Source organism: Streptomyces sp. NPDC091209, assembly GCF_044757755.1.
Lineage (GTDB): Bacteria > Actinomycetota > Actinomycetes > Streptomycetales > Streptomycetaceae > Streptomyces.
This window is the reverse complement of record NZ_JBIVVR010000001.1, coordinates 1,593,915-1,617,527: the sequence shown is the minus strand read 5'-3', so window position 1 is coordinate 1,617,527 and position 23,613 is coordinate 1,593,915. Positions and strand designations below refer to the sequence as shown.

19 protein-coding genes and 1 rRNA gene are annotated in these 23,613 nt (G+C 71.0%); 11 read left to right on the top strand and 9 right to left on the bottom strand.

Features of this window, described 5'->3' with window-relative positions; all coding sequences use genetic code 11:
• Window positions 1–160: 160 nt before the first annotated feature.
• Window positions 161–277: ribosomal RNA gene (gene rrf / locus ACIQRL_RS06995) — 5S ribosomal RNA — on the top strand.
• A 97-nt stretch (window positions 278–374) separates the two neighbouring features.
• On the opposite strand, the gene ACIQRL_RS06990 is transcribed toward rrf, so the two are convergent.
• From ACIQRL_RS06990 to ACIQRL_RS06970, 5 genes are read right to left on the bottom strand one after another with little or no spacing between them, the layout of a single operon-like run.
• A complete protein-coding gene (locus ACIQRL_RS06990; RefSeq protein WP_401327952.1) occupies window positions 375–1,685 on the bottom strand; it encodes a DUF58 domain-containing protein in 1,311 nt (436 codons plus the stop codon).
• On the bottom strand, window positions 1,685–2,683 hold the full coding sequence (locus ACIQRL_RS06985; protein ID WP_401327949.1) for an AAA family ATPase: 999 nt from the start codon (window positions 2,681–2,683) through the stop codon (window positions 1,685–1,687). The genes ACIQRL_RS06990 and ACIQRL_RS06985 overlap by 1 nt, the downstream gene beginning before the upstream one ends.
• On the bottom strand, window positions 2,683–3,873 hold the full coding sequence (locus ACIQRL_RS06980; protein WP_401327946.1) for a DUF4350 domain-containing protein: 1,191 nt from the start codon (window positions 3,871–3,873) through the stop codon (window positions 2,683–2,685). The genes ACIQRL_RS06985 and ACIQRL_RS06980 overlap by 1 nt, the downstream gene beginning before the upstream one ends.
• Window positions 3,870–4,634 (bottom strand): DUF4129 domain-containing protein, encoded by a 765-nt coding sequence (locus tag ACIQRL_RS06975; protein ID WP_401327944.1) that lies wholly within the window; start codon window positions 4,632–4,634, stop codon window positions 3,870–3,872. The genes ACIQRL_RS06980 and ACIQRL_RS06975 overlap by 4 nt, the downstream gene beginning before the upstream one ends.
• Before the next feature lie 4 nt (window positions 4,635–4,638).
• Entirely contained in the window at window positions 4,639–5,967 is a 1,329-nt protein-coding gene (locus ACIQRL_RS06970; RefSeq protein ID WP_401327941.1) for a hypothetical protein, read from the bottom strand.
• Window positions 5,968–6,108: 141 nt separating this feature from the next.
• On the opposite strand from ACIQRL_RS06970, the gene mtnA reads away from it, so the two are divergent.
• From mtnA to ACIQRL_RS06935, 7 genes are all read left to right on the top strand, one after another.
• On the top strand, window positions 6,109–7,254 hold the full coding sequence (mtnA, locus tag ACIQRL_RS06965) for an S-methyl-5-thioribose-1-phosphate isomerase (protein ID WP_401327938.1): 1,146 nt from the start codon (window positions 6,109–6,111) through the stop codon (window positions 7,252–7,254).
• 8 nt (window positions 7,255–7,262) lie between these two features.
• Window positions 7,263–7,952, top strand: a complete 690-nt coding sequence (gene mtrA, locus ACIQRL_RS06960) for a two-component system response regulator MtrA (RefSeq protein ID WP_192582811.1) — start codon at window positions 7,263–7,265, stop codon at window positions 7,950–7,952.
• A 1-nt stretch (window position 7,953) separates the two neighbouring features.
• Window positions 7,954–10,035, top strand: a complete 2,082-nt coding sequence (gene mtrB, locus ACIQRL_RS06955; RefSeq protein ID WP_401327934.1) for an MtrAB system histidine kinase MtrB — start codon at window positions 7,954–7,956, stop codon at window positions 10,033–10,035.
• Window positions 10,025–11,869: an LpqB family beta-propeller domain-containing protein gene (locus tag ACIQRL_RS06950; protein ID WP_401328163.1), complete on the top strand. Its 1,845-nt coding sequence runs from the start codon at window positions 10,025–10,027 to the stop codon at window positions 11,867–11,869. Before mtrB ends, ACIQRL_RS06950 begins: the two co-directional genes overlap by 11 nt.
• A gap of 324 nt (window positions 11,870–12,193) precedes the next feature.
• On the top strand, window positions 12,194–13,120 hold the full coding sequence (locus ACIQRL_RS06945) for a ComF family protein (RefSeq protein ID WP_401327931.1): 927 nt from the start codon (window positions 12,194–12,196) through the stop codon (window positions 13,118–13,120).
• 315 nt (window positions 13,121–13,435) lie between these two features.
• Window positions 13,436–14,128 (top strand): ribosome hibernation-promoting factor, HPF/YfiA family, encoded by a 693-nt coding sequence (gene hpf, locus ACIQRL_RS06940; protein WP_389286169.1) that lies wholly within the window; start codon window positions 13,436–13,438, stop codon window positions 14,126–14,128.
• 210 nt (window positions 14,129–14,338) lie between these two features.
• On the top strand, window positions 14,339–15,085 hold the full coding sequence (locus ACIQRL_RS06935) for a response regulator (RefSeq protein WP_401327929.1): 747 nt from the start codon (window positions 14,339–14,341) through the stop codon (window positions 15,083–15,085).
• Between the two features lie 72 nt (window positions 15,086–15,157).
• Here ACIQRL_RS06935 and ACIQRL_RS06930 read toward each other — a convergent pair whose 3' ends face one another.
• Window positions 15,158–16,411 carry a winged helix-turn-helix domain-containing protein gene (locus ACIQRL_RS06930; RefSeq protein WP_401327927.1) on the bottom strand — a complete coding sequence of 418 codons (1,254 nt, stop codon included), beginning with the start codon at window positions 16,409–16,411 and terminating at the stop codon, window positions 15,158–15,160.
• A gap of 164 nt (window positions 16,412–16,575) precedes the next feature.
• A complete protein-coding gene (locus tag ACIQRL_RS06925; protein ID WP_401327924.1) occupies window positions 16,576–17,142 on the bottom strand; it encodes a GNAT family N-acetyltransferase in 567 nt (188 codons plus the stop codon).
• 246 nt (window positions 17,143–17,388) lie between these two features.
• Here ACIQRL_RS06925 and secA point away from each other — a divergent pair, with 246 nt between their 5' ends.
• Entirely contained in the window at window positions 17,389–20,232 is a 2,844-nt protein-coding gene (gene secA / locus ACIQRL_RS06920; protein ID WP_401327921.1) for a preprotein translocase subunit SecA, read from the top strand.
• Between the two features lie 133 nt (window positions 20,233–20,365).
• On the opposite strand, the gene ACIQRL_RS06915 is transcribed toward secA, so the two are convergent.
• Window positions 20,366–21,061, bottom strand: coding sequence for an Rv3235 family protein (locus ACIQRL_RS06915; protein ID WP_401327919.1), 696 nt, complete (start codon window positions 21,059–21,061; stop codon window positions 20,366–20,368).
• A gap of 345 nt (window positions 21,062–21,406) precedes the next feature.
• On the opposite strand from ACIQRL_RS06915, the gene ACIQRL_RS06910 reads away from it, so the two are divergent.
• Entirely contained in the window at window positions 21,407–21,922 is a 516-nt protein-coding gene (locus ACIQRL_RS06910) for a DUF6912 family protein (protein ID WP_401327917.1), read from the top strand.
• Window positions 21,923–21,994: 72 nt separating this feature from the next.
• Entirely contained in the window at window positions 21,995–22,660 is a 666-nt protein-coding gene (locus tag ACIQRL_RS06905) for an HAD family hydrolase (protein WP_401327915.1), read from the top strand.
• Between the two features lie 241 nt (window positions 22,661–22,901).
• On the opposite strand, the gene ACIQRL_RS06900 is transcribed toward ACIQRL_RS06905, so the two are convergent.
• Entirely contained in the window at window positions 22,902–23,468 is a 567-nt protein-coding gene (locus ACIQRL_RS06900) for a DJ-1/PfpI family protein (protein ID WP_401327913.1), read from the bottom strand.
• Window positions 23,469–23,613: the final 145 nt, after the last annotated feature.

Sequence of the window (23,613 nt, the reverse complement as noted above, 5' to 3'; positions counted from 1 at the left end):
GGTTGATAGGCCAGATCTGGAAGGCGGGTAACCGCTGGAGGTGACTGGTACTAATAGGCCGAGGGCTTGTCCTCAGTTGCTCGCGTCCACTGTGTTGGTTCTGAAACCACGAACAACCGTCGTAGCTATGCCACGGCTCCGGTTGACAGTTTCATAGTGTTTCGGTGGTCATAGCGTGAGGGAAACGCCCGGTTACATTCCGAACCCGGAAGCTAAGCCTCACAGCGCCGATGGTACTGCAGGGGGGACCCTGTGGGAGAGTAGGACGCCGCCGAACAAATATTACAGAAACCCCCGTACCGGGAAACCGGTCACGGGGGTTTTCTGCGTTCCGGGCCTTTTCTGGGCCTCCGTAGAGGCCGATCCTTTTTCCCTTAGAGGCGGCCTGCGGCTTTCAAGGCCAGATAGGCATCCGCGAGCGCCGGCGCCAACTCGTCCGGAGTCGCGTCGACGACGGTGACCCCTCGGCGTCGCAGCTGTTCGGCAGTGCGTTGGCGTCCGGCCTCTGCCTGAGCCGCCGCCGCTGCCTCGTACACCGCGTCGATGTTTCCCCGTGCCTTCGCCATGTTCGCGATGTGAGGGTCCGCGACCGATGCGAGCAGGACCGTATGGCGTTGAGTGAGGCCGGAGAGCACGGGGAGCAGGCCCTCCTCGACCGGAGCCGCGTCGAGGCTCGTCAGGAGCACGATCAAGGAGCGGCGTGGGGCCGTACGCAGGGCGGTGGCGGCCAGGCCACGGGCGTCTGTTTCGACGAGTTCCGGTTCCAGGCCGGCCATCGCGTTGACCAGGGACGGAAGGACGTCGCCTGCCGAGCGGCCCTGGACGAGGGCCCGTACCCGGCGGTCGTAGGCGAGGAGATCCACGCGGTCGCCGGCGCGGGAGGCCAGCGCGGCGAGGAGCAGGGCCGCGTCCATCGAGGCGTCGAGGCGGGGTGCGTCGCCGACCCGGCCCGCGGAGGTGCGGCCGGTGTCGAGGACCAGAAGGATGTGGCGGTCGCGTTCGGGACGCCAGGTGCGTACGGCGACCGTCGTCCGGCGGGCTGTGGCACGCCAGTCGATGGAACGGGTGTCGTCACCGGGAACGTACTCGCGCAGGCTGTCGAATTCCGTGCCCTCACCGCGTGTCAGCACGCTGGTGCGGCCGTCGAGTTCGCGGAGCCGGGCCAGTTTGGAAGGGAGGTGCTTCCGGCTGGTGAACGGGGGCAGGACGCGTACGGCCCAGGGGACTTCGTGGCTGCCGTGACGGGAGAACAGGCCGAGGGGACCGAAGGAGCGGATCGTGACGCGGTCGGCCCGGCGGTCACCACGGCGCGTGGGGCGCAGACGGGTCGTCAGCCGGCGGCGTTCACCGGCGGGGACCGCCAGGTGGTGACGGGAGGCCTCGACCTCGGTGCCGGGTTCCCAACTGCTCGGCGGCCAGGCGTCGCGGAGGTGTGCGCGCAGGGGGCGGTCCGAGGGATTGGTGACAGTGAGGGTGACGTCCGCGGGTTCGCCGAGGCGCACCGAGGTGTCGCCGGAACGGGTCAGCCCGAGGCGTCGTACGGGAGCCGCGAGGGCGGCGTCGCAGGCGCAGGCCAGGGCCAGCGGGGCGTTCACGGCGAGGATGCCCGTCCAGCTGGGCTCCCAGATGCCGACGGGGATGGCGCCCAGGGCCGCCAGCAGAGCGGCGCGTCCGGTGAGTGCCATCAGCGGGGGACGGGGACGTGGGCCAGGATCGCGTTGATGACGGAGTCGGCGGTCACGCCCTCCATCTCGGCTTCCGGGCGGAGTTGGATGCGGTGCCGGAGGGTCGGCAGGGCCAGGGCTTTGACGTCGTCGGGGATGACGTAGTCGCGGCCGGTGAGCCAGGCCCAGGCGCGGGCTGTGGCGAGGAGGGCGGTCGCGCCGCGCGGGGAGACGCCGAGGGTGAGCGACGGTGATTCGCGGGTGGCGCGGCAGAGGTCGACGACGTAGCCGGTGATCTCGGGGGAGACCGCCGTCTTGGCGACCGCGGTGCGGGCGGCTTCGAGGTCGGCGGGGCCGGCCACGGGGCGCAGGCCGGCGGCGCGCAGGTCGCGCGGGTTGAAGCCCTCGGCGTGGCGGGTGAGGACGTCGATCTCGTCCTGGCGGGACGGCAGGGGGATCGTCAGTTTGAGGAGGAAGCGGTCCAGTTGGGCCTCGGGGAGCGGATACGTCCCCTCGTACTCGACCGGGTTCTGCGTCGCGGCGACCAGGAAGGGCTCGGGGAGCGGCCGGGGGGTGCCGTCGACCGTGACCTGGCGTTCCTCCATCGCCTCCAGCAGGGACGCCTGCGTCTTGGGAGGCGTGCGGTTGATCTCGTCGGCGAGCAGGAGGTTGGTGAAGACCGGGCCGGGCTGGAAGGAGAACTCGGCGGTGCGGGCGTCGTAGACGAGCGAGCCGGTGACATCGCTCGGCATGAGGTCGGGGGTGAACTGGACCCGCTTGGTGTCGAGTTCCAACGCGGACGCGAGCGCGCGGACGAGCAACGTTTTGGCCACTCCGGGGACTCCTTCGAGGAGAACGTGTCCGCGGCAGAGGAGGGCGACGACGAGGCCGGTCACAGCGGGGTCCTGGCCGACCACGGCTTTGGCGATCTCGGTGCGCAGGGCTTCCAGGGAGGAGCGGGCGGTGTCCGCATCCCCGGAGTACCCGGCGTACCCGGCGTTGTCAGTGGTCGGGTCCATCATGAAATGCGTACCTCTCTTTCGAGGGCGTCGAGTTGGTCGGCGAGGGAGACGAGGGCCGCGTCGTCGCGGGGCGGCGGCCCGAACAGGAGCGGGAGCAGGGCCTGTCCGTCGCCGTCGAGACGGGCGGACAGTGCGGGGAGCAGGGCTTCGGGCGCGTGCGCCTGAGCCGGGGACACGCCGACGAGGGGGGCGAGGCGGATGCGGGTGGCGGAGCGCAGAGCGGCGGCCGCGCGGTCGCGGGCGTTGGCCTTGCGGTAGAGGCGGGCGCGTCCTTCGGCGGTCTCGGAGGCGCGGATCGCGACAGGAAGCCGTTCGGGGACGAGGGGGCCCATCCGGCGTCCCCGCCACAGCGCGGCCGCGACCGCCGCGATGAAGAGCTGCAGTGTGCCCCAGAGCCAGCCCGAGGGGAGCAGGTCGAGGAAGCTCTGGCCACCCGCGTCGGTGGCCGAGTCGTCGGAGAGCGAGGGGAGGTACCAGACCAGATGGGTGCGGGAGCCGAGGAGTTGGAGAGCGAGCGAGGCGTTGCCCTGCTCGTCGAGGCGGTCGTTGTAGAGGATGTCGGGGGCGCCGAGGACGACCGTGTCGCCGCTTCCGGAAGCCGCCGGTACGCGCAGCAGCGTGGGCAGCCCGTCGCTCGGGTAGCACGCGTCGGCGCCCGGGTCATCGGTGGTGTAGCGGATGCCGCCGGTGTCGGCGCTGCCCGCTCGCCGTGCGGCGGGCAGGCCGCAGTCGGGGGAGAGCGTCGAGTCGAAGCTGACCGCGGGGTCGGCGCTGACTCCTGGGGCGAGGGTGTCGACGGAGGGCGGTCCGGGGGCGATCAGGACCGTACGGCCGTCGGAGCGTTGCGTCGCCGTGCGCAGGATGGTCTGCTGTCGCTCGGTCAGCAGGTCGGGGACCGCGACCAGCAGGGTCGTGTCGGGGCCGGCCGCGGCGCGGGCCTCGGCGAGCGTGGTGACCACGCGCGTGGTGACCCCCTGGTCGGCGAGGAGCCGGGCGACGGCTCGGCTGCCGGAGGGGTCGGCGGAGCGCGGGTCGAGGCGGCCGTGCCGGGCCTCCGAGCGGACCGCGGCTATGACGATGGCGGCCACCAGCAGCAGGACGAGCGCGAGGACGAGTCCGCGCGCGCGGGTCCACAACTGGCGGGCGGTGGGCGACGAGGAGGTGGCGGTGAGGGTGGCCTCGGTCACGAGGCGGCCCCCTGGCGGCTGTTGCGGTTCGTGTTCGCGTTCGGATCCGCGCTGTGGGCGCTGTCCGTGAGCAGGGGCTTGGTGCGCTCCAGGTCCCGGTCGAGCTCGGTGAGGCGCTGGTACGCGCGCGGGTCGCCGGCCCGGCCGCCGTACGTGATGTCGTCGAAGTCCCGTGCCGCGGCGCGGAGTCGGTCCGTGTGGGAGGGCAGCGTGCGGCTCGCCTCCGCGACCGCCTCGTCGGCTGTGCGGCCGGGGCGTGGATCGAGCAGGGCGCGTTCCTCCAAGGAGCGCACGATGGCGCGCATCCGCTCCTGGACGGCCTGGTTCCAATGGCCCTGGGCGGCATGGGCCTCGGCGGCGGCGCGGTGCTCGGCAGCGCTCTTGGGGCGGTCGTCGAAGAGGGTGGCGGACGAGGCGGGGGTGCGGTGCGGTGTGCCCAGGCGCCACCACAGGGCGGCCACGACCACCACGACCGCGAGGACGATGACGACGAGTCCGAGCATTCCGCCGGGCGTCGCGGCGGAGGCTGCGCCGAACAGTTTGTCGACCCAGTCCCAGAACGCGTTCAGGGCGCGCTGGACGAGGCCGGGATCGTTCTCGTGGTACATCCGCTTGGACAGCTCGCGTCGGGCCGCCTCCCGCGCGGCATCGCGCGGCGTCGTCACCGGTGGTGTGTCGCCGCGCGACAGCGCGAGGACGGCTGTCGCACCGGTGTGCGGTCCCGCGAGTACGGCTGTGAGAACTCCCCCCGCCCCGTTCACCGCATCAACTCCCTGGTGTGGTGCCGGACGACTCGGTGCCGTAGCCCTGCACGCCGGCGGCCCGGGCCAGGTCGAGGTCGAGGGCCTCGCGGCGGATGCGCTGGTCGATGTACAGGAGCACGGTGACGCCCGCGGTGATCGGGAAGGTGACCATGGATCCGATCACGGAGCCGATGCCGCTGACGATGAGGAAGGTCCAGCCGAGTTCGCCGCCGGCGCTGTTGAGGAAGCCGGTGAAGCCGTTGCCGCTCAGCGCGGCGGCGATGAGGGCGAACGGGATCACGATGATCGACGCCAGGATGTTGGCGATGATCGTGGCGAGCAGCTGGATGCCGAACACCCGCCACCAGGAGCCGCGGACGAGTTTCGTGGAGCGGCTCATCGACTTCAGGATGCCCTGTTTCTCCAGCATCAGGGCGGGAGAGGCGAGCGAGAAGCGGATCATCAGCCAGAGGGCGACGACGCCCGCGGCCAGGGCGCCGAGGACGGCGAGCGCGGCACCGGAGTCGCGCGAGCCGCCCGCCACCACGAGCAGACCGGGCAGTGCGCCCACGGCCAGGATCGCGATCGCGATGAGCGGCAGCAGAAAGGTCAGGCCGAACAGCTTGGGCAGCTGGGGACGGGCGTCCCGCCAGGCCTCGCCGCTGGTCACCGGCTTGCCGAGCACGGCGCGGCTGGTCACCGAGGTGAGCAGGGCCGTCGCGACGATGGTGCCGAGCAGCGCGATGAGCAGGACGAGACCGGAGTTCAGCAAGCTGTCGCCCAGCGCCCGGCTCAGTTCGCCGACCGTGGCGCTCGGGTCGTTCAGGGCGGCCGTGTCGGTGCTGTTGTTCAGGACGAAGCCCTGGAGCAGGATGACGGCGATCTGCGTGACGACCGCGACGGTCAGCGAGATGCCGAGGACCGTGCGCCAGTAGGTGCGCATGGTGGAGACGGCGCCGTCGAGGATCTCGCCGACGCCGAGCGGACGCAGCGGGATCACGCCGGGCTTGGCGGCGGACGGCTGTCCGCCCCAGTTGCCGCCCCAGCCGGCGGGTCCACCGGGGCCGCCGTGTCCGGGGCCTCCCCAGCCGCCGAATCCACCGCCCTGGCCGCCGGGGTGCTGACCGCCCCAGCCCGGAGCGGGCGGAGCGGGCGGCGGGACCTGGCCGGGAGCCTGTGCGCCGGGGGCGGACCACTGGCCGGGCGGGGGCTGCTCCTTGGACCACTTCGAGGGCTGCTCGGGCTGGTTCGCTCCGCCCTCGTCCGCGGGCTGCGAGGTGCCGGACGCGTCCGGCACCTCTTCGCCGGCGGGTGCAGATCCGGGCGACGCCCAGCCCGGAGTGTCGTTCATCGTCGCTCCTTCACGGTGCCCGTTCCGCGGTCGCGGCGGCAGGTTGGCAGCCATCGTGTCACGGCGTGCCCGGCAGGGGACCGGCCCCCGTATGGGCTGCACACCTTCAATTGTCCGCCGGGTACGGGGCAGACTGGACGGATGGCCGATCACTACGCGCAATCCCGCGAGGACAGCGGGCAGACGGAGATACCCGCGATCAGCTGGCAGGAGCCGCCTGAAGGCCCTGTGGTGGTCCTTCTCGACCAGACGCGGCTTCCCGCAGAGGAGGTCGAGCTGGTGTGCACGGACGCGCCCGCGCTGGTGGAGGCGATCCGCACGCTCGCCGTGCGGGGAGCGCCGCTGCTGGGGATCGCCGGGGCGTACGGCGTCGCGCTCGCCGCCGTACGCGGCTTCGACGTGGAAGAGGCGGCCGGTGCGCTGGCCGGTGCCCGGCCGACGGCCGTGAACCTCGGGGCCGGAGTGCGCAGGGCACAGGCGGCCCATCGGGCGGCGCTCGCCGCGGGCGGTGACGAGGAGGCGGCCGCCGCGGCGGCGCTCGCCGCGGCGCGGGCGCTGCACCGGGAGGACGCCGAGGCCAGCTCACGCATGGCCGAGCGCGGGCTGGCGCTGCTCGGCGAGCTGCTGCCGGGCGGCGGGCACCGGGTGCTCACGCACTGCAACACCGGGGCGCTGGTGTCCGGCGGGGAGGGCACGGCGTTCGCCGTGGCGCTCGCGGCGCACCGGGCGGGGCAGCTTCGGCGGCTCTGGGTGGACGAGACGCGGCCGTTGCTGCAGGGTGCCCGTCTGACGGCCTACGAGGCCGCTCGCAGCGGCATGGCGTACACCTTGCTCACGGACAGCGCTGCGGGCTCGCTGTTCGCGGCCGGGGAGGTGGACGCGGTGCTGATCGGGGCCGACCGCATCGCGGCCGACGGTTCGGTGGCGAACAAGGTGGGGAGCTATCCGCTCGCGGTGCTGGCCAGGTACCACCATGTGCCGTTCATCGTGGTGGCGCCGGTGACGACGATCGATCAGGACACGCCCGACGGAGCGTCCATCGAGGTTGAACAGCGCGCCGGTCATGAAGTGACGGAGATCACAGCTCCCCAGGTCCCGGTGGCGGGGGTGGAGCCGGGAGGAGGTATACCTGTGGCACCCCTGGGGACCCAGGCGTACAACCCGGCGTTCGATGTGACGCCGCCGGAGTTGATCACGGCGATTGTCACCGAAGAGGGCGTTGTTTCGCCCGTGACGGCTGAGGCTCTCGCCGAGCTGTGTGACTTGTCACGCCAGGTAACGATTTAGTTAATGGGATGATGTCGTTTATGAAGGGACGAGTCCTTGTCGTCGATGACGACACCGCACTGGCCGAGATGCTCGGCATTGTGTTGCGTGGTGAAGGTTTTGAGCCGTCTTTCGTAGCCGACGGCGACAAGGCGCTGGCCGCTTTCCGCGACGCCAAGCCCGACCTGGTGCTCCTGGACCTGATGCTGCCCGGACGGGACGGTATCGAGGTGTGCCGCCTGATCAGGGCGGAGTCCGGGGTGCCGATCGTGATGCTCACGGCGAAGAGCGACACCGTCGATGTCGTGGTCGGCCTCGAATCGGGCGCCGACGACTACATCGTGAAGCCGTTCAAGCCAAAAGAGCTGGTGGCGCGGATCAGGGCGCGGCTGCGTCGTTCGGAGGAGCCGGCACCCGAACAGCTGTCGATCGGCGATCTCGTCATCGACGTCGCCGGTCACTCTGTGAAGCGGGAAGGCATGTCGATCGCGCTGACGCCGCTGGAGTTCGACCTGCTGGTCGCTCTGGCGCGCAAGCCGTGGCAGGTGTTCACGCGTGAGGTCCTCCTGGAGCAGGTGTGGGGCTACCGGCACGCGGCGGACACCCGTCTGGTCAACGTGCACGTACAACGACTGCGCTCCAAGGTCGAGAAGGACCCCGAGCGCCCGGAGATCGTAGTGACCGTCCGAGGAGTCGGATACAAGGCAGGGCCGAGCTGACATGTCACGGGACAGTGCCGCTTCGGCGCCCGCTGAGCAGGGGGACCGTTCGGGGCGGCCTGTCGGCCGGAAAATGACGGGCTCCCGCTGGGAACGATTCTTCGAGGGCGGGCTGCTCCAGGGCGGAGTCCAGGGCAGCCCCGTCCTACGGCTGCTCATACGCTGGGTGCGTCGTCCGCTGCTGCCCGTGATGCGGCTGTGGCGGCGCAACATCCAGCTCAAGATCGTCGCGACGACCCTGCTGATGTCGCTGGGCGTCGTGCTGCTGCTCGGCTTCGTCGTGATCGGGCAGGTGCGCAACGGCCTGCTGGACGCCAAGGTGAAGGCCTCGCAGAGCCAGGCCACCGGTGGTTTCTCGGTCGCCAAGCAGAAGGCGGACTCGGCGGCGACGGCGAACGGCGACGACGGTACGAGCGCCGACGGCCGCCCCTCGAAGAACGTCAGCCAGTGGATGACCGACCTCGTCGTGTCCCTGTCCAGTGGTGGGCAGGGCGCGTTCGACGTGGTGACGCTCAACTCCAAGGCGTCGGGCGACGGCAGTGGGGGCCTCGCGCCGAGGTACTCGGAAGTCGACCCGATCGTGAGCGTGCCCGAGAACCTGCGCGCCCGGGTCGACCAGAGCACGGCGCCGGCGCAGAGCTACACCCGTGTCGTCTACAAGGACGGCCGGGAATCCCAGCCCGCGCTGGTCATCGGCAAGCAGGTCAACGACCCCAACGGTGACGCCTACCAGCTGTACTACCTCTTCCCGCTGACTCAGGAGGAGAAGTCGCTGAGCCTGGTCAAGGGGACGCTCGCGACGGCCGGACTGTTCGTCGTGGTGCTCCTCGGGGCCATCGCCTGGCTCGTGGTGCGCCAGGTCGTCACACCGGTGCGGATGGCGGCCGGGATCGCCGAGCGGCTCTCCGCCGGACGCCTCCAGGAACGTATGAAGGTCACCGGTGAGGACGACATCGCGCGCCTCGGCGAGGCCTTCAACAAGATGGCGCAGAACCTCCAGCTCAAGATCCAGCAGTTGGAGGACCTCTCGCGGATGCAGCGGCGGTTCGTGTCCGACGTGTCGCACGAGCTGCGCACACCGCTGACCACCGTGCGGATGGCCGCCGACGTCATCCACGACGCGCGCGTGGACTTCGACCCGGTGACCGCGCGGTCGGCCGAACTCCTCGCCGACCAGCTGGACCGCTTCGAGACGCTCCTCGCCGACCTGCTGGAGATCAGCCGGTTCGACGCGGGCGCCGCGGCACTGGAGGCCGACGCGATCGACCTCAGAGAAGTCGTACGACGGGTGGTCGGCGGAGCCGAGCCGCTCGCCGAGCGCAAGGGCACGTGCATACGCATCAAGGGCGACCAGCAGCCGCTGATCGCCGAGGCGGACGCCCGGCGGGTCGAGCGGGTGCTGCGCAACCTCGTCGTCAACGCCGTGGAGCACGGCGAGGGCAAGGACGTCGTCGTCAAGCTCGCCGCGGCGGGCGGAGCGGTCGCGATCGCGGTCCGCGACTACGGCGTCGGGCTGAAGCCCGGCGAGGCGACCCGGGTGTTCAGCCGCTTCTGGCGGGCCGACCCGGCACGCGCGCGTACCACCGGCGGCACGGGGCTCGGACTGTCCATCGCCCTGGAGGACGCACGGCTGCACGGCGGCTGGCTGCAGGCCTGGGGCGAGCCGGGCGGTGGTTCGCAGTTCCGGCTCACCCTCCCCCGCACGGCCGACGAGCCGCTCAGGGGATCGCCGATACCCCTGGAGCCCAAGGATTCCCGGCGCAACCGGGGACTCGACGACGCCGGTCTGCCGCACGGCGGCGCCGCGAAGCTCGCCACGGTTCCCGTGCAGCAGCCCGGGGCCGCGACGGCTCCGATACCGCCGCGCGGGGCCATGGCACCGCGGCTGGCCGGGGTCGCGCCCACGGCCGATCCGACGGCGCTGCCGGGTAACGGCGCTCGTGTGGTGCCCCGGCCCGCCGGGGCACTGCGCCGCCAGGAGGAGACATCCGGCACCGGCCGGGAACGGACCGCGCAGCAGCGGGGGCGGGACGGCGAGACGCCGGAGGAGCTCGGACATGGGGAGGCATTTCGTGGGCGCTGACCGCGGGGGGAGCGGCGTCCGCGGACGCCGTCCGGTGCGCGTCGTGGTGATCGTGGGCTGTGGAGCCCTGCTGATGGCAGGGTGCGCCTCGATGCCGGACAGCGGGGGTCTGAGCGGGGTGGAGTCCACGCCGCGTCAGGACTCGCAGGTCCGCGTCTACGCCATGCCGCCGCATCCCGGCGCCTCGGCGGCACAGATCGTGCAGGGCTTCCTGGAGGCACTGACCAGCGACGACGCCAAGTACGAGACGGCCGGCAAGTACCTCACCGACAGTGCGCGCAAGACGTGGGATCCGTACCGCTCGACGACGGTCCTCGCGGACGCGCCGGAGCCCGTGGGAATGCCCTCGGGCACCAAGGACGGCAGCGGTGACGCCCTGTTCCGGCTGAACGGCAGCAAGGTCGCCACGGTCGACGGCCGGCACGCGTACGGGCCCGACTCCGGCGCCTACAGCGGATCGGTGCACCTGACCAAGCTGAAGAGCGACAAGCAGTGGCGCATCGACGGGCTGCCGCAGGGCGTCGTGATGGGCACGTCCGACTTCCAGCGGAACTACGTGTCCGTGAACAAGTACTTCTACGCGTCGAACGGGACCTCCGGGACCGGCCGTCCCTTGGGGACCGTCGCCGACCCGGTCTACGTGCGCGCGCAGGTGGACCCGATGACGCAGATCGTGCGCGCGCTCCTCAAGGGGCCCACGAGCTGGCTGGACCCGGTGGTCAGGTCGAGCTTCCCCTCGGGCACGGAACTGAAGAACAGCGATGTGTCGTTGTCGCCCGACGACCGCAACAGCGTCACGGTGCCGCTGAACGCGAAGGCCGACCGGGTCGGAAGCTCCCGGTGCAGGCAGATGGCGGCCCAGCTCCTCCTCACGCTGCGGGATCTGACCCCCACCGGCGTCGACGAGGTGGAGCTCCAGAGGTCCAACGGCTCGCAGCTGTGCGTGCTGAACAAGGCCGGGGCCGAGAGCGTCGCCGCGCAGGCTACGGGCGAGCACCCGGAGTACCAGTACTTCATCGACCACGACCAGCGGCTCGTACGGATGCCCGGCGGCAACCGGGACAAGAAGCCCGAGCAGGTGCCCGGTGCGCTGGGCGAGGGTGACAAGAAGCTGCGTGCGGCCGCGGTGTCGCGGGACGAGAGCAGCGCGGCCGGGGTGTCGGCCGACGGCCGGAACCTGTACGTCGGGTCGCTGGTTTCGGGCGGTTCGCTCGCCGAGCCGGTGCTGCGCAGCCAGGGCAAGACGGCCGACGACCGGCTGACGACGCCCAGCTGGGACGCGCGCGGGGACCTGTGGGTGGCCGACCGGGACCCCGCGAACCCCCGACTGCTCGTGCTGCAGGAGGGTGCGGGCCGGCCCATCGTCGTCGAGGCGTCGCAGATCGACGGACGCGTCAAGGCGGTGCGGGTGGCCGCCGACGGCGTGCGGATCGCGCTGATCGTCGAGAAGGACGGCAAGAGCTCGCTGCAGATCGGACGCATCGAGCGGTCCGAGCCCCGCGAGCCGAACGGCGCGTCCGTCGTCGAACTGCGCTCCGTCGCGCCCCAGCTGGAGGAGGTCACCGCCATGTCCTGGGCCGGGGACAGCCGCCTCGTGGTGGTCGGCAGCCAGAAGGGCGGCGTGCAGCAGATGCAGTACGTCCAGGTCGACGGTTCCACCCCGTTGGGCACCTCGCCCTCCGCGCTGGCCAACGTCAAGGAGATCGCGGCCTCCGAGGACGAGCAGCTGCCGCTGGTGGCGCACTCGGAGACGGACGGGATCGTGCGGCTGTCGGCGGGGGAGCAGTGGCAGAAGGTGGTCCAGGACGGGACGGCTCCGGTCTACCCGGGGTAGCCCTGTGTTCCTCACCTCGTGCGGTGGGCCCGTCCGGTTTCCGGGCGGGCCCACCGCTGTTTCCTGAGTGAGCCGCAGCCGCAGCCGCAGCCGTGGGGCCCTCGGGGCCGTGCCTCCGCCGCGCCGTCCTGCGGCCGTGTGGTCTTCCTGCCCGGGTTCTGCGCCTCGCCGTTCCTGCGGCCCTCCCTTTGTCCGCCCTGTCGTTCCTCCGTCCTCCGTCTTGTCGTACGGCCGCGCACGGCGCTCCGCGAGTTGTCCACAGGTGGTCTTCCTGGTTTTCCACAGGGGTGGCCGAGTGGGCCGGGCCTTGGCACAGTGGTGGCCATGCGGGGGTGGTGGCAGGACCTCACGGATCTGGTGCTGCCGGCCGAGTGCGGAGGCTGTGGGAGGCCTCGCACGGTGCTCTGCCCGGAGTGCCGTGCCGCCCTGAGCGGGGTCGCACCGTGCCGGGTGCGACCGGTGCCCGAGCCGGCGGGGCTGCCCGTGGTGCACGCGGCGGCCCCCTATGAGGACGAGGTGCGGGCCACACTCCTCGCCCACAAGGAACGGGGTGCGCTCGCACTGGCCGCACCCTTGGGAGCGGCCCTCGCCGGGGCCGTACGGGCGGGGCTGGGGCCGGTACGACGTCCTGGTCCGGCCGGGCGGCCGAAGTCTCCGGAGGGGCGGCTGAGGCTCGGGAAGGGGGAAGCGTGGGGAGAGCGGGACAGGCTGGACACCGGTGGTGCGGTGACGACGGAGACGGGGACGGGATGCGGGCCCGTGCTTCTTGTACCCCTGCCGTCCGCGCGGCGGGCGGTTCGGGCGCGGGGTCATGATCCGGCGCGACGGATCGCGCTCGCGGCGGCGGGCGAGCTGCGACGCGCGGGAACGCCCGCCCGGGTGCTCGCCGTGCTGCGGCAGCGGCGTGCCGTGGCCGACCAGTCGGGGCTGAACTCCCGGCAGCGGCTGGAGAATCTGGCGGGCGCCCTGGAGGTAGTGGCCGGGGGTGAGCGACTGCTGGCCGAAGGAGGCCGGGTCGTGCTGGTGGACGACCTGATGACGACAGGGGCGTCGTTGGCGGAGGCGGCGCGTGCCGTACGGGCAGCGCAGTCGGGTGCGTGGGCGCTGCGATGGACGGGTGAGAGGAGGGGACGGGCGGTGGTGTACGGGCGAATCGCGGGTAGGGAGCAGGCCGGAGGAACGAACGGTGACACGGTCTGCTCGGCCGTGGTCGCTGCACCGCCGGACGCCTTCGAAATAAACCGGAACTGACCGGGAAGTCGCATCGTTGCAGGTAATGAGTGGGTCAATTCACCTGAACGGAGGTACGTATCAGTAGAGGGTGACGTCATCCGTCCGGGCGAGATATGTTCGGTTGTGAGGCAATGGCGCAGGCCGTACCTCACGCATCCGAGTGCCGAACCGTGGGTTTTCAGCAATCACCCGCATCGGTGGGGTGGAGATCTTGTCCTTGGGGGAGGAGGAGGTGAAAGTCACCGAGTCCGAGGTTCCGGGGCTCACCGGAGCCTGGTGCAAAAGGGAGATGCTCCGCCAGTGGAGCGGGGCTATCCGGGAACGGAGTTCTGCGTGGACATCGTCGTCAAGGGCCGCAAGACCGAGGTGCCCGAGCGGTTCCGCAAGCACGTGGCCGAGAAGCTGAAGCTGGAGAAGATCCAGAAGCTCGATGGCAAGGTGATCAGCCTCGACGTCGAGGTGTCCAAGGAGCCCAACCCCCGACAGGCCGACCGCAGTGACCGGGTGGAGATCACGCTCCACTCACGCGGACCGGTGATCCGGGCGGAGGCAGCGGCAAGCGACGCGTATGCAGCACTCGACCTGGCCGCGGACAAGCTGGAGGCCCGGCTGCGCAAGCAGCACGACAAGCGCTACACCCGCCGTGGCAACGGCAGGATCTCGGCGGCCGAGGTCGCCGACGTCGTCCCGGGTGCCGCGACCCTGAACGGCAACGGCAGCGTCGTCCACGACGAGGAGCCGGACGCCGTGCCCACAAAGAAGATCGGTTCTCTCGAGATCATGGGCGAAGGCCCCTGTGTCGTCCGCGAGAAGACCCACGTGGCCGCACCGATGACGCTCGACCAGGCGCTCTACGAGATGGAGCTGGTCGGGCACGACTTCTACCTCTTCGTCGACTCCGAGACAAAGGAGCCCAGCGTCGTCTACCGGCGGCACGCGTACGACTACGGCGTCATCCACCTCAGCACGGACCCGATGGTCACCCAGGGCGGAGCGGACGCGCCGGGCGGCGCGCTCGGCGGCTGACCGACCGGCCCCCGTCGACGGCTGAGCCGGTGCCCCTGGAGCGCGAGTGCGCCCCCAGGGGCACCGGTGTGCGACCACTTCACGTCCCGCTCCGTCACCCCGCCGACGTCCGGACATGGAATCATGGCCGGACCGGCCCAACCGGCGGGCCGTTGCCTTGGGTTGGCGATGGCATGGAAACACAGGCCACGGCCTTCAGGGGGAGGAACGATGGCGGACAGCTTCGGACCGATGCGTGCCGGTGATGCCGACGGCGGAGTCGTCACCACCGGCCTGGACGTGGGCTCGTCACGCAAGGAGCCCATCAGGGTCCTTGTCGTGGACGACCACGCCCTCTTCCGCCGCGGTCTGGAGATCGTGCTCGCGGCCGAGGAGGACATCCAGGTCGTCGGTGAGGCGGGCGACGGGGCGGAGGCGGTCGACAAGGCTGCCGACCTGCTGCCCGACATCGTGCTGATGGACGTACGGATGCCCAAGCGCGGCGGTATCGAGGCGTGCACCTCCATCAAGGAGGTGGCCCCCAGCGCGAAGATCATCATGCTGACGATCAGCGACGAGGAGGCCGACCTCTACGACGCGATCAAGGCCGGCGCGACCGGGTATCTCCTCAAGGAGATCTCCACGGACGAGGTGGCCACGGCCATTCGCGCGGTGGCCGACGGGCAGTCGCAGATCAGCCCCTCGATGGCGTCGAAACTCCTCACCGAGTTCAAGTCGATGATCCAGCGGACGGACGAGCGTCGGCTGGTGCCCGCGCCGCGGCTCACCGATCGCGAGCTGGAGGTCCTCAAGCTCGTGGCCACGGGGATGAACAACCGCGACATCGCCAAGGAGCTGTTCATCTCCGAGAACACCGTGAAGAACCATGTACGCAACATCCTGGAGAAGCTGCAGCTGCACTCCAGGATGGAGGCCGTGGTCTACGCGATGCGGGAGAAGATCCTCGAGATCCGCTAGGCGGCACCCGAGGACCCCGCCGGATGCCGGGCGAGGACCCCGCGCGACATCAGCCGAGGACGGGGCCTGGCGTCACCCCAGAAGGGCGGCGAGTTCCGCGACGAGCGGCTCGCGCAGGCCCGGGGCGTCCACCCGCTCGACCCGCACGTCCGTGCAGTCCACCCAGCTCGCGGCCTCCGCCAGGGCCTGGGCCACCGCCGGGACCGCCTTGGCGCCGTCCAGGGTGACCTGCCTGGCGACCAGCGTGCGGCCCTCCCGTGCCGGGTCCACCCGGCCGACGAGCCGGCCGCCGGCCAGCACCGGCATCGCGAAGTAGCCGTGGACGCGCTTCGGCTTGGGTGTGTACGCCTCCAGGCGGTGCGTGAAATCGAAGATCCGCTCCGTGCGTGCCCGCTCCCAGACAAGGGAGTCGAACGGCGACAGGAGCGTCGTACGGTGGCGGCCGCGCGGGACCGTCTCCAGCGCCACCGGGTCCGCCCAGGCGTCTCCCGCCGGTCGCGCGCCGGGGTTCTTGGCGCCGCCCTTTCCTGCGGTCGGCCTGCCCCAGCCCTCCACCGTCACCGGGACCAGGCCCGAGTCCGCGATCACCGCGTCGACCTGCTCCAGCTTGAGGCGGTGGTAGTCGGCGATGTCCGCGCGCGTGCCGACGCCGAGGGACTGTCCGGCGAGGCGGACGAGACGGCGCAGGCACTCCGTGTCGTCCAGCTCGTCATGGAGCAGCTGTTTCGGGACGGCGCGCTCCGCTAGGTCGTAGACCCGCTTCCAGCCGCGCCGTTCCACGCACACCACCTCGCCGTACATCAGCGCGCGCTCGACGGCGACCTTGGTGCCCGACCAGTCCCACCACTCGCTGGTCTTCTTCGCCCCGCCCAAGTCCGTGGCCGTGAGGGGGCCTTCGGCGCGCAGCTGCTTGACGACCTGGTCGTAGGCGCCGTTGGGCAGGGCGTGGTTCCAGTGCGGGCGGGCACGGTAGGCGCGGCGGCGGAACGCGAAGTGGGGCCACTCCTCCACGGGCAGGATGCAGGCCGCGTGGGACCAGTACTCGAACGCGTGCGGCGCCGGGGGTGTGTCGCCGTGCGGTGCCGACGTCCAGTAGGCCTGCTCGACGGTCTTGCGGCCGACGGCGCCGAGGCGGGCGTACGGAATCAGTTCGTGGGAGCGGGCGAGGACGGAGATGGTGTCGAGCTGGACCGCGCCGAGGTGCCGCAGGACTCCGCGCACGCCCGCCCTGCGATCGGGGGCACCCATGAAACCCTGCGCCCGCAGCGCCAGGCGGCGGGCTTCGTCCGCGGAGAGTTCGGTGGTGGGACGCGGGAGACTCGTCATGCCCACACGTTAGGCGGTGCCACTGACAGTGGTGCCACCGGCGGTGGTGTCCCTGACAGCGGGGCCCGGGCGGTGCGACCGCGTCGGCGCGGGTGCCGGAACCGGCGCCGGGAGCCGGCTCGGACGGGAGCGTCGGGTCCCGCCGCCGGGAGCCGGTACGGCCCTCACCTGGCCGGCAGGTACGGCGCCGTCGAGGGGAGGCCCAGGTCCGAGGGGAGCAGCGAGCCCACCCAGCAGTCCCTGCGCACGCCCTTGTTGTTGATGGCGGAGCGGAGTGTCCCCTCGATGACGAACCCGGCGCGTTCGGCGACCGCTCGGGAACCGGCGTTGCCGACCTCGGCGCGCCATTCGACACGGTCGACGGACAGGTCCGTGAAGGCCCAGCGGGACGCGGCGACGACGGCCTCGGCGGTGTAGCCGTTGCCGCGGTGCTCCTTCGTCGCCCAGTAGCCGACCTCGCCGACGCCCAGGGACCGCATGGTGACGGCGACCATGCCCGCCAACTCCCCGGAGGGGAGGAAGACACCGAAGGCGAAGGCGGAGCCGTCCGCCCAGCCCTCGGGCACTATCTGGTCCGTGAAGCCGGTCGCGTGCTCGCGCAGATAGGGCGACGGGATCGTGGTCCAGCGCTGGATGTCGGGATCCTGGGCGGCTTCGAAGACGGCGTCGGTGTCGTCCACTCCCACCGCGCGCAGGAGGAGACGGTCGGTGGTCAGCGTGACGGGGTCCATCGGCCGATTCTGCTCGGGCATCCCGAAGGACGCCATTCCTTTGCCCTGAGTGAGCGGTTCGCTACTTTTCGCTGTGTGAACGCGGCACCTTCCGTTACCCCTGCCCGTTGTCCTGGTGGCTGTCCCTGGCAGACCTCCCGGCGCGGTGTGGTCCTCGCTTACGATGGCCGTTGCTCAAGCTGTGAATTGAAACTGTCATTGAAACCGACCGTCCCCCAGGCCCGACCGGCAAGGAGACAAACCCCCGTGTCCGTCCTCTCGAAGATCATGCGTGCAGGCGAAGGCAAGATCCTGCGCAAACTGCACCGCATCGCGGACCAGGTCAACTCCATCGAAGAGGATTTCGTCAACCTCTCCGACGCCGAGCTGAGGGCCCTCACCGATGAGTACAAGCAGCGGTACACCGACGGCGAAAGCCTCGACGACCTGCTGCCCGAGGCATTCGCCACCGTCCGTGAGGCGGCCAAGCGCGCCCTTGGCCAGCGTCACTACGACGTGCAGATGATGGGTGGCGCCGCGCTCCACCTCGGCTATGTCGCGGAGATGAAGACCGGTGAGGGCAAGACGCTCGTCGGCACCCTGCCCGCGTATCTGAACGCTCTCTCCGGAGCCGGCGTCCACCTCATCACGGTCAACGACTACCTGGCCGAGCGCGACTCCGAAATGATGGGCCGCGTCCACAAGTTCCTCGGCCTCGAGGTCGGCTGCATCCTCGCCAACATGACTCCGGCCCAGCGCCGCGAGCAGTACGCGTGCGACATCACCTACGGCACGAACAACGAGTTCGGCTTCGACTACCTGCGCGACAACATGGCGTGGGCCCAGGACGAGCTCGTCCAGCGCGGCCACAACTTCGCGATCGTCGACGAGGTCGACTCCATCCTCGTCGACGAGGCCCGTACGCCGCTGATCATCTCCGGCCCGGCGGACCAGGCCACCAAGTGGTACGGCGACTTCGCCAAGCTGGTCACCCGCCTGAAGAAGGGTGAGGCCGGCAACTCCCTGAAGGGCATCGAGGAGACCGGCGACTACGAGGTCGACGAGAAGAAGCGCACCGTCGCCATCCACGAGCCCGGCGTCGCCAAGGTCGAGGACTGGCTGGGCATCGACAACCTCTACGAGTCGGTGAACACCCCGCTCGTCGGTTACCTGAACAACGCCATCAAGGCGAAGGAACTGTTCAAGAAGGACAAGGACTACGTCGTCATCGACGGCGAGGTCATGATCGTCGACGAGCACACCGGCCGTATCCTCGCCGGCCGCCGCTACAACGAGGGCATGCACCAGGCGATCGAGGCGAAGGAAGGGGTGGACATCAAGGACGAGAACCAGACGCTCGCCACGATCACCCTCCAGAACTTCTTCCGCCTCTACAAGCGCCACGACCACGACGGCAAGGAAATGCCCGGTCTCTCCGGCATGACCGGTACGGCGATGACCGAGGCCGCCGAGTTCCACCAGATCTACAAGCTCGGCGTCGTCCCGATCCCGACCAACAGGCCGATGGTCCGCAAGGACCAGTCCGACCTGATCTACCGCACCGAGGTCGCCAAGTTCGAGGCGGTCGTCGACGACATCGCCGAGAAGCACGAGAAGGGCCAGCCGATCCTGGTCGGCACCACCTCGGTCGAGAAGTCCGAGTACCTCTCGCAGCAGCTCTCCAAGCGCGGCATCCAGCACGAGGTGCTGAACGCCAAGCAGCACGACCGTGAGGCGCCGATCATCGCCCAGGCCGGCCGCAAGGGCGCCGTGACCGTCGCCACCAACATGGCCGGCCGTGGTACCGACATCAAGCTCGGCGGCAACCCCGACGACCTCGCCGAGGCGGAGCTGCGCCAGCGCGGCCTCGACCCCGAGGAGCACATCGAGGAGTGGGCGCACGCCCTGCCCGCAGCCATGGAGCGTGCCGAGAAGGCGGTGAAGGCGGAGTTCGAAGAGGTCAAGGACCTCGGCGGTCTCTACGTCCTCGGCACCGAGCGCCACGAGTCTCGGCGTATCGACAACCAGCTGCGCGGTCGTTCCGGCCGTCAGGGCGACCCGGGCGAGTCCCGCTTCTACCTCTCCCTGGGCGACGACCTGATGCGCCTGTTCAAGGCGCAGATGGTCGAGCGCGTCATGTCGATGGCGAACGTGCCGGACGACGTGCCGATCGAGAACAAGATGGTCACGCGTGCCATCGCCTCCGCCCAGTCGCAGGTCGAGCAGCAGAACTTCGAGACCCGCAAGAACGTCCTGAAGTACGACGAGGTGCTCAACCGGCAGCGCGAGGTCATCTACGGCGAGCGCCGTCGTGTCCTGGAGGGCGAGGACCTCGAGGAGCAGATCCAGCACTTCATGGACGACACCATCGACGCCTACATCGGGGCCGAGACCGCCGAGGGCTTCGCCGAGGAGTGGGACCTCGACCGGCTGTGGGGCGCCTTCAAGCAGCTCTACCCGGTGAAGGTCACCGTCGACGAGATGGAGGAGACGGTCGGCGACCGTGCCGGTCTGACCGCCGAGTTCATCTCCGAGTCCATCAAGGACGACATCCACGACCAGTACGCGGCCCGCGAGGAGCAGCTCGGCTCCGAGATCATGCGTGAGCTGGAGCGCCGGGTCGTGCTGTCGGTCCTGGACCGCAAGTGGCGCGAGCACCTCTACGAGATGGACTATCTCCAGGAGGGCATCGGCCTGCGTGCGATGGCCCAGAAGGACCCGCTGGTCGAGTACCAGCGCGAGGGCTTCGACATGTTCGGCGCCATGATGGACGGCATCAAGGAGGAGTCCGTCGGCTACCTGTTCAACCTGGAGGTCCAGGTCGAGCAGCAGGTCGAGGAGGTCCTGGTCGAGGACTCCGCGCCGTCCCTCGCCAAGAAGGAAGCGGTCCCCGCGGGCGGGATGCGACCCGAGATCCGCGCCAAGGGGCTCGACGCCCCGCAGCGGCCGGACCGGCTGCACTTCTCCGCGCCGACCGTGGACGGCGAGGGTGGCGTCATCGAGGGCGACTTCGCCAGCGACGACGAGCCCGTGCGTTCCGAGGCGGACGGCCTCACGCGCGCGGAGCGCCGCAAGGCGCAGAAGGGTGCCGCGCGTCGCCGCAAGAAGTGAGTGAGGGTCGCGGGCGGCGGGCGACTGCCGCCGCGCGCGACCGGTGACGCGGGAAGGGCCGGGCACCTGGTGTCCGGCCCTTCGCGTTCGCCGAGGGCGCGGACCGGAGCCGTTCGGTCCGGACCGGAGCCGTTCAGTCCTTCGGGCGGGGCATGCGGGGGCCGCCGAGTTCGATGGCCGTGCAGCGCCAGCGGAGGTCGGGGCCCTGCTCCAGCCGGAAGGCCATGGCGCGGAGCTGGTCGCCGGCGCCGATGCGGGCGAAGGCCTCGACGGCGCCGGGGCGCGCGACGTAGTAGCCGATGTCCCGCACGACGGGGCGGGCGCCGCGGGTGCGAAGAGAGCCGCGTTCGGCGAGCCAGGCCAGTTCGTCGTAGGCGCGGCCCGCGGTGTGGCGCAGCATGCAATGGACGGGGCGCTCACCGCTCAGTACGGCCAGCAGGCGCTCGGCGAAGACATCGGTGGGGCGGGGCTGGGGAGCGGGGCGCCGAGGCGCTTCGGCGGACGTCGTCGCGAGCGGCCGGGCCCCGCCTCGTGCCGTCGCCGGAGAGCGGCTGCCGCCCGGTCCCGTGGACGGATGGCCCGTGCTTCGTGCCGCCGCCGGAGCGCCGGTGGCCGGGGACGGGTGGGACGGAGGCCGTGAGGGCGATGGGGTGTTCGTGGTGCCGGTGCGGGTCGAGCCCGTGTCCTGGGGCGGGCTGCCGCCCGGGGGCCTGCCGGGGGTGCCTGCGCCCGGGGTGCGGGGCGGGGCGCCGCCCGGGCGGCGGGTGTCCTGACGGCCGGGCGGACGGGTGCCCGGGTGGCGCCCTGCCCTGGTCATCACCTTGTTCATGCGTCGTCCCCGATCGTCGTTGGGCCGATGGATACCGGTCGGTAACTTTCGTGTCGGGGATCTTGTACGAGGCGGGAGCGGGCCCGCGCAAGGACGGTGGGCGCGTGTCGCGGCGGCCGGAGAATTCACCTATCAGGGTGGCCGGGAGCGGCGGACCCCTTGGTGGCGAAGGGGAGTACCGGGTGAATCGCGGGCGCGGGGTGGACGCCACGGAGGGAGCCGCCGGGACCTCGAAAGGGGACGCCCGCACGTATCCTGAAGGCCCTCCCCGGAGGCGCGGACCGCCCTCCCCGGAGTGCCCGGACTGCGTGACCCTCGGAGCCCCGACTACGAAAGCGGCCAGCCATGCGCGTCTACGTCCCCCTGACCCTCTCCGGTCTCGCCGAGGCGTACAAGACGGGAGAGCTGGAGGCGGGACCGTTCACCGCGTACGCCGTCACGCCCGCCCTGCGCGAGTGGTACCTCTCCGACGACATCGAGGAACTGGAGTACGCGGCGCTGAGCCGTGCCGCGCTGGCCTCGCTGCGGCTCCTGGCGGTCGATCCGGGGGCCGTACGGCGCCGGGTCGTCGTCGCCGTCGACGTACCGGACCGGGCCGCGGCCGCCGACCCCGACCGGGGGCTCGATCCCGCGGCGCTCGGCGAGGTGCGGGTCTCCCAGGACGTGCCGCTCTCCAAGGCCGCCGCCGTGCACGTCGACTCGGCGGACGCCGAGGCGGACGTGACCGCGGCGGCGGACGCGCTGGGCGCGGCGGACGTCGGGGACGACGACGCCCAGTTCGTGGTCGACGGGGCCGAGGACCACGTCCTGCTGTGGTTCGCCACGCAGGAGATCCCCAACCTGGTCGGGCTCGGGGAGTAGCCGCCCGGTTTCCGCCCGCCCGACTTCCGGCCGCGATGAGGTGCTGTCAGTGGTGGCGGGTACTTTTCTTGTATGGGGAAGCAAGGAAACGCGCACATTGTGTGGGACTGGAACGGCACGCTGTTCCACGACAATGACGCGATCATCGGGGCGACGAACGCGGCGTTCGCCGAGCTGGGGCTCGAGCCGATCACGCTGGAGCGGTATCGGTCGCTGTACTGCGTGCCCGTGCCGAGGTTCTACGAGCGTCTGATGGGGCGGCTGCCCACGGACGCCGAGTGGCTGATCATGGACGAGACCTTCCACCGGTACTACGCGGAGCACCGCACAGCGTGCGAGCTCACCGCCGGGGTGCCCGCGCTGCTCGCCGGGTGGGGAGCGGCGGGTCGCAGCCAGTCCCTCCTGAGCATGTACGGGCACGAGGATCTGGTCCCGCTGGTGCGGGGCTTCGGGATCGAGCCGCACTTCGTACGGGTCGACGGGCGGACCGGGCCCTCCGGCGGCAGCAAGGCCGAGCATATGGTGCGCCACCTCGGTGCCATCACGGGCGTCGAGCCGGCCCGCGTGGTGGTGATCGGCGACGCCGTGGACGACGCGTTGGCCGCCCGCCATGTCGGGGCCGGGGCGGTGCTGTACACCGGGGGTTCCCACAGTCGCGCCAGCCTGGAGGAGGCCGGTGTTCCCGTGGTGGACAGCCTGGAGGAGGCGGTCGAGGAGGCCGGGCGGCTGGCTGCCTGAGGGGAGTGGGCCAGGAGCCCGCCGAGGCGCCTGGCCCAGACCTCACCGACCTGTCCGTCCCGGCCCGCCGCGGCCTCCCGGACCTGCCTTCGGCCGCTGCCTTCGGGCCCGTGCCCTGGCCTGGGTGCCCGGCCTCGGCACGGACGCGATGGCGCGTGCCCCGCGGTCGGTCGGCGTGCCCGGCCCGGGGACGGTCGCCCGGGTGCCGTGACCGGCCGGCCGCCCCGCGCCCTCGCACCCGTCAGTTCACCGGGGCCTTCGAGCGCAGGACCTTGAGGAACTCGCGCATCCAGGCCGAGTGGTCCGGCCAGGCGCGGGCGGAGACCAGGGTGCCGTCGACGACGGCCTCCGCGTCCTGGAAGGTCGCGCCCGCCGCCTGCATGTCGAGTTCCAGCGCGGGGTACGCCGTGACACGGCGGCCGCTCAGGCTGTCGACGGCCGCGGTCAGCAGAGGGCCGTGGCAGATCTGGGCCACCGGCTTGTCCGCGTCGAAGAAGGCCTTCAGGATCTTGCGGAGTTCGAGGTCGTTGCGGAGGTACTCCGGCGCCCGGCCGCCGGGGATGACCAGGGCGACGTACGCGCCGGGGTCGACCTCCGCGAACGAGAGGTCCGCGGGCCAGGTGTAGCCGAGCTTCTCGGTGTAGGTGTCGAAGCCGGGCTCGAAGTCGTGGATCACGAACTGCAGCTTCTTGCGGGTGGGGGCCGCGATGTGGACCTCGTACCCCTCCTCGAGCAGGCGCTGGTAGGGGTAGAGGACTTCCAGCGACTCCGCGGCGTCGCCGGTGACAATGAGGATCTTCGCTGCCATGGTGCTGCGCTCCCGTCGGCCGTCCTTGCGCGTTCCGTTCGCCGTCCCGGTCAACCTGCCTCCGGGGGAGGTACTTGCCAAGGGGCAGAACACTGCCCGTAGGACGACGGTAGCCCGCAGTCGGCCCGCACTGCATGCCATCGCC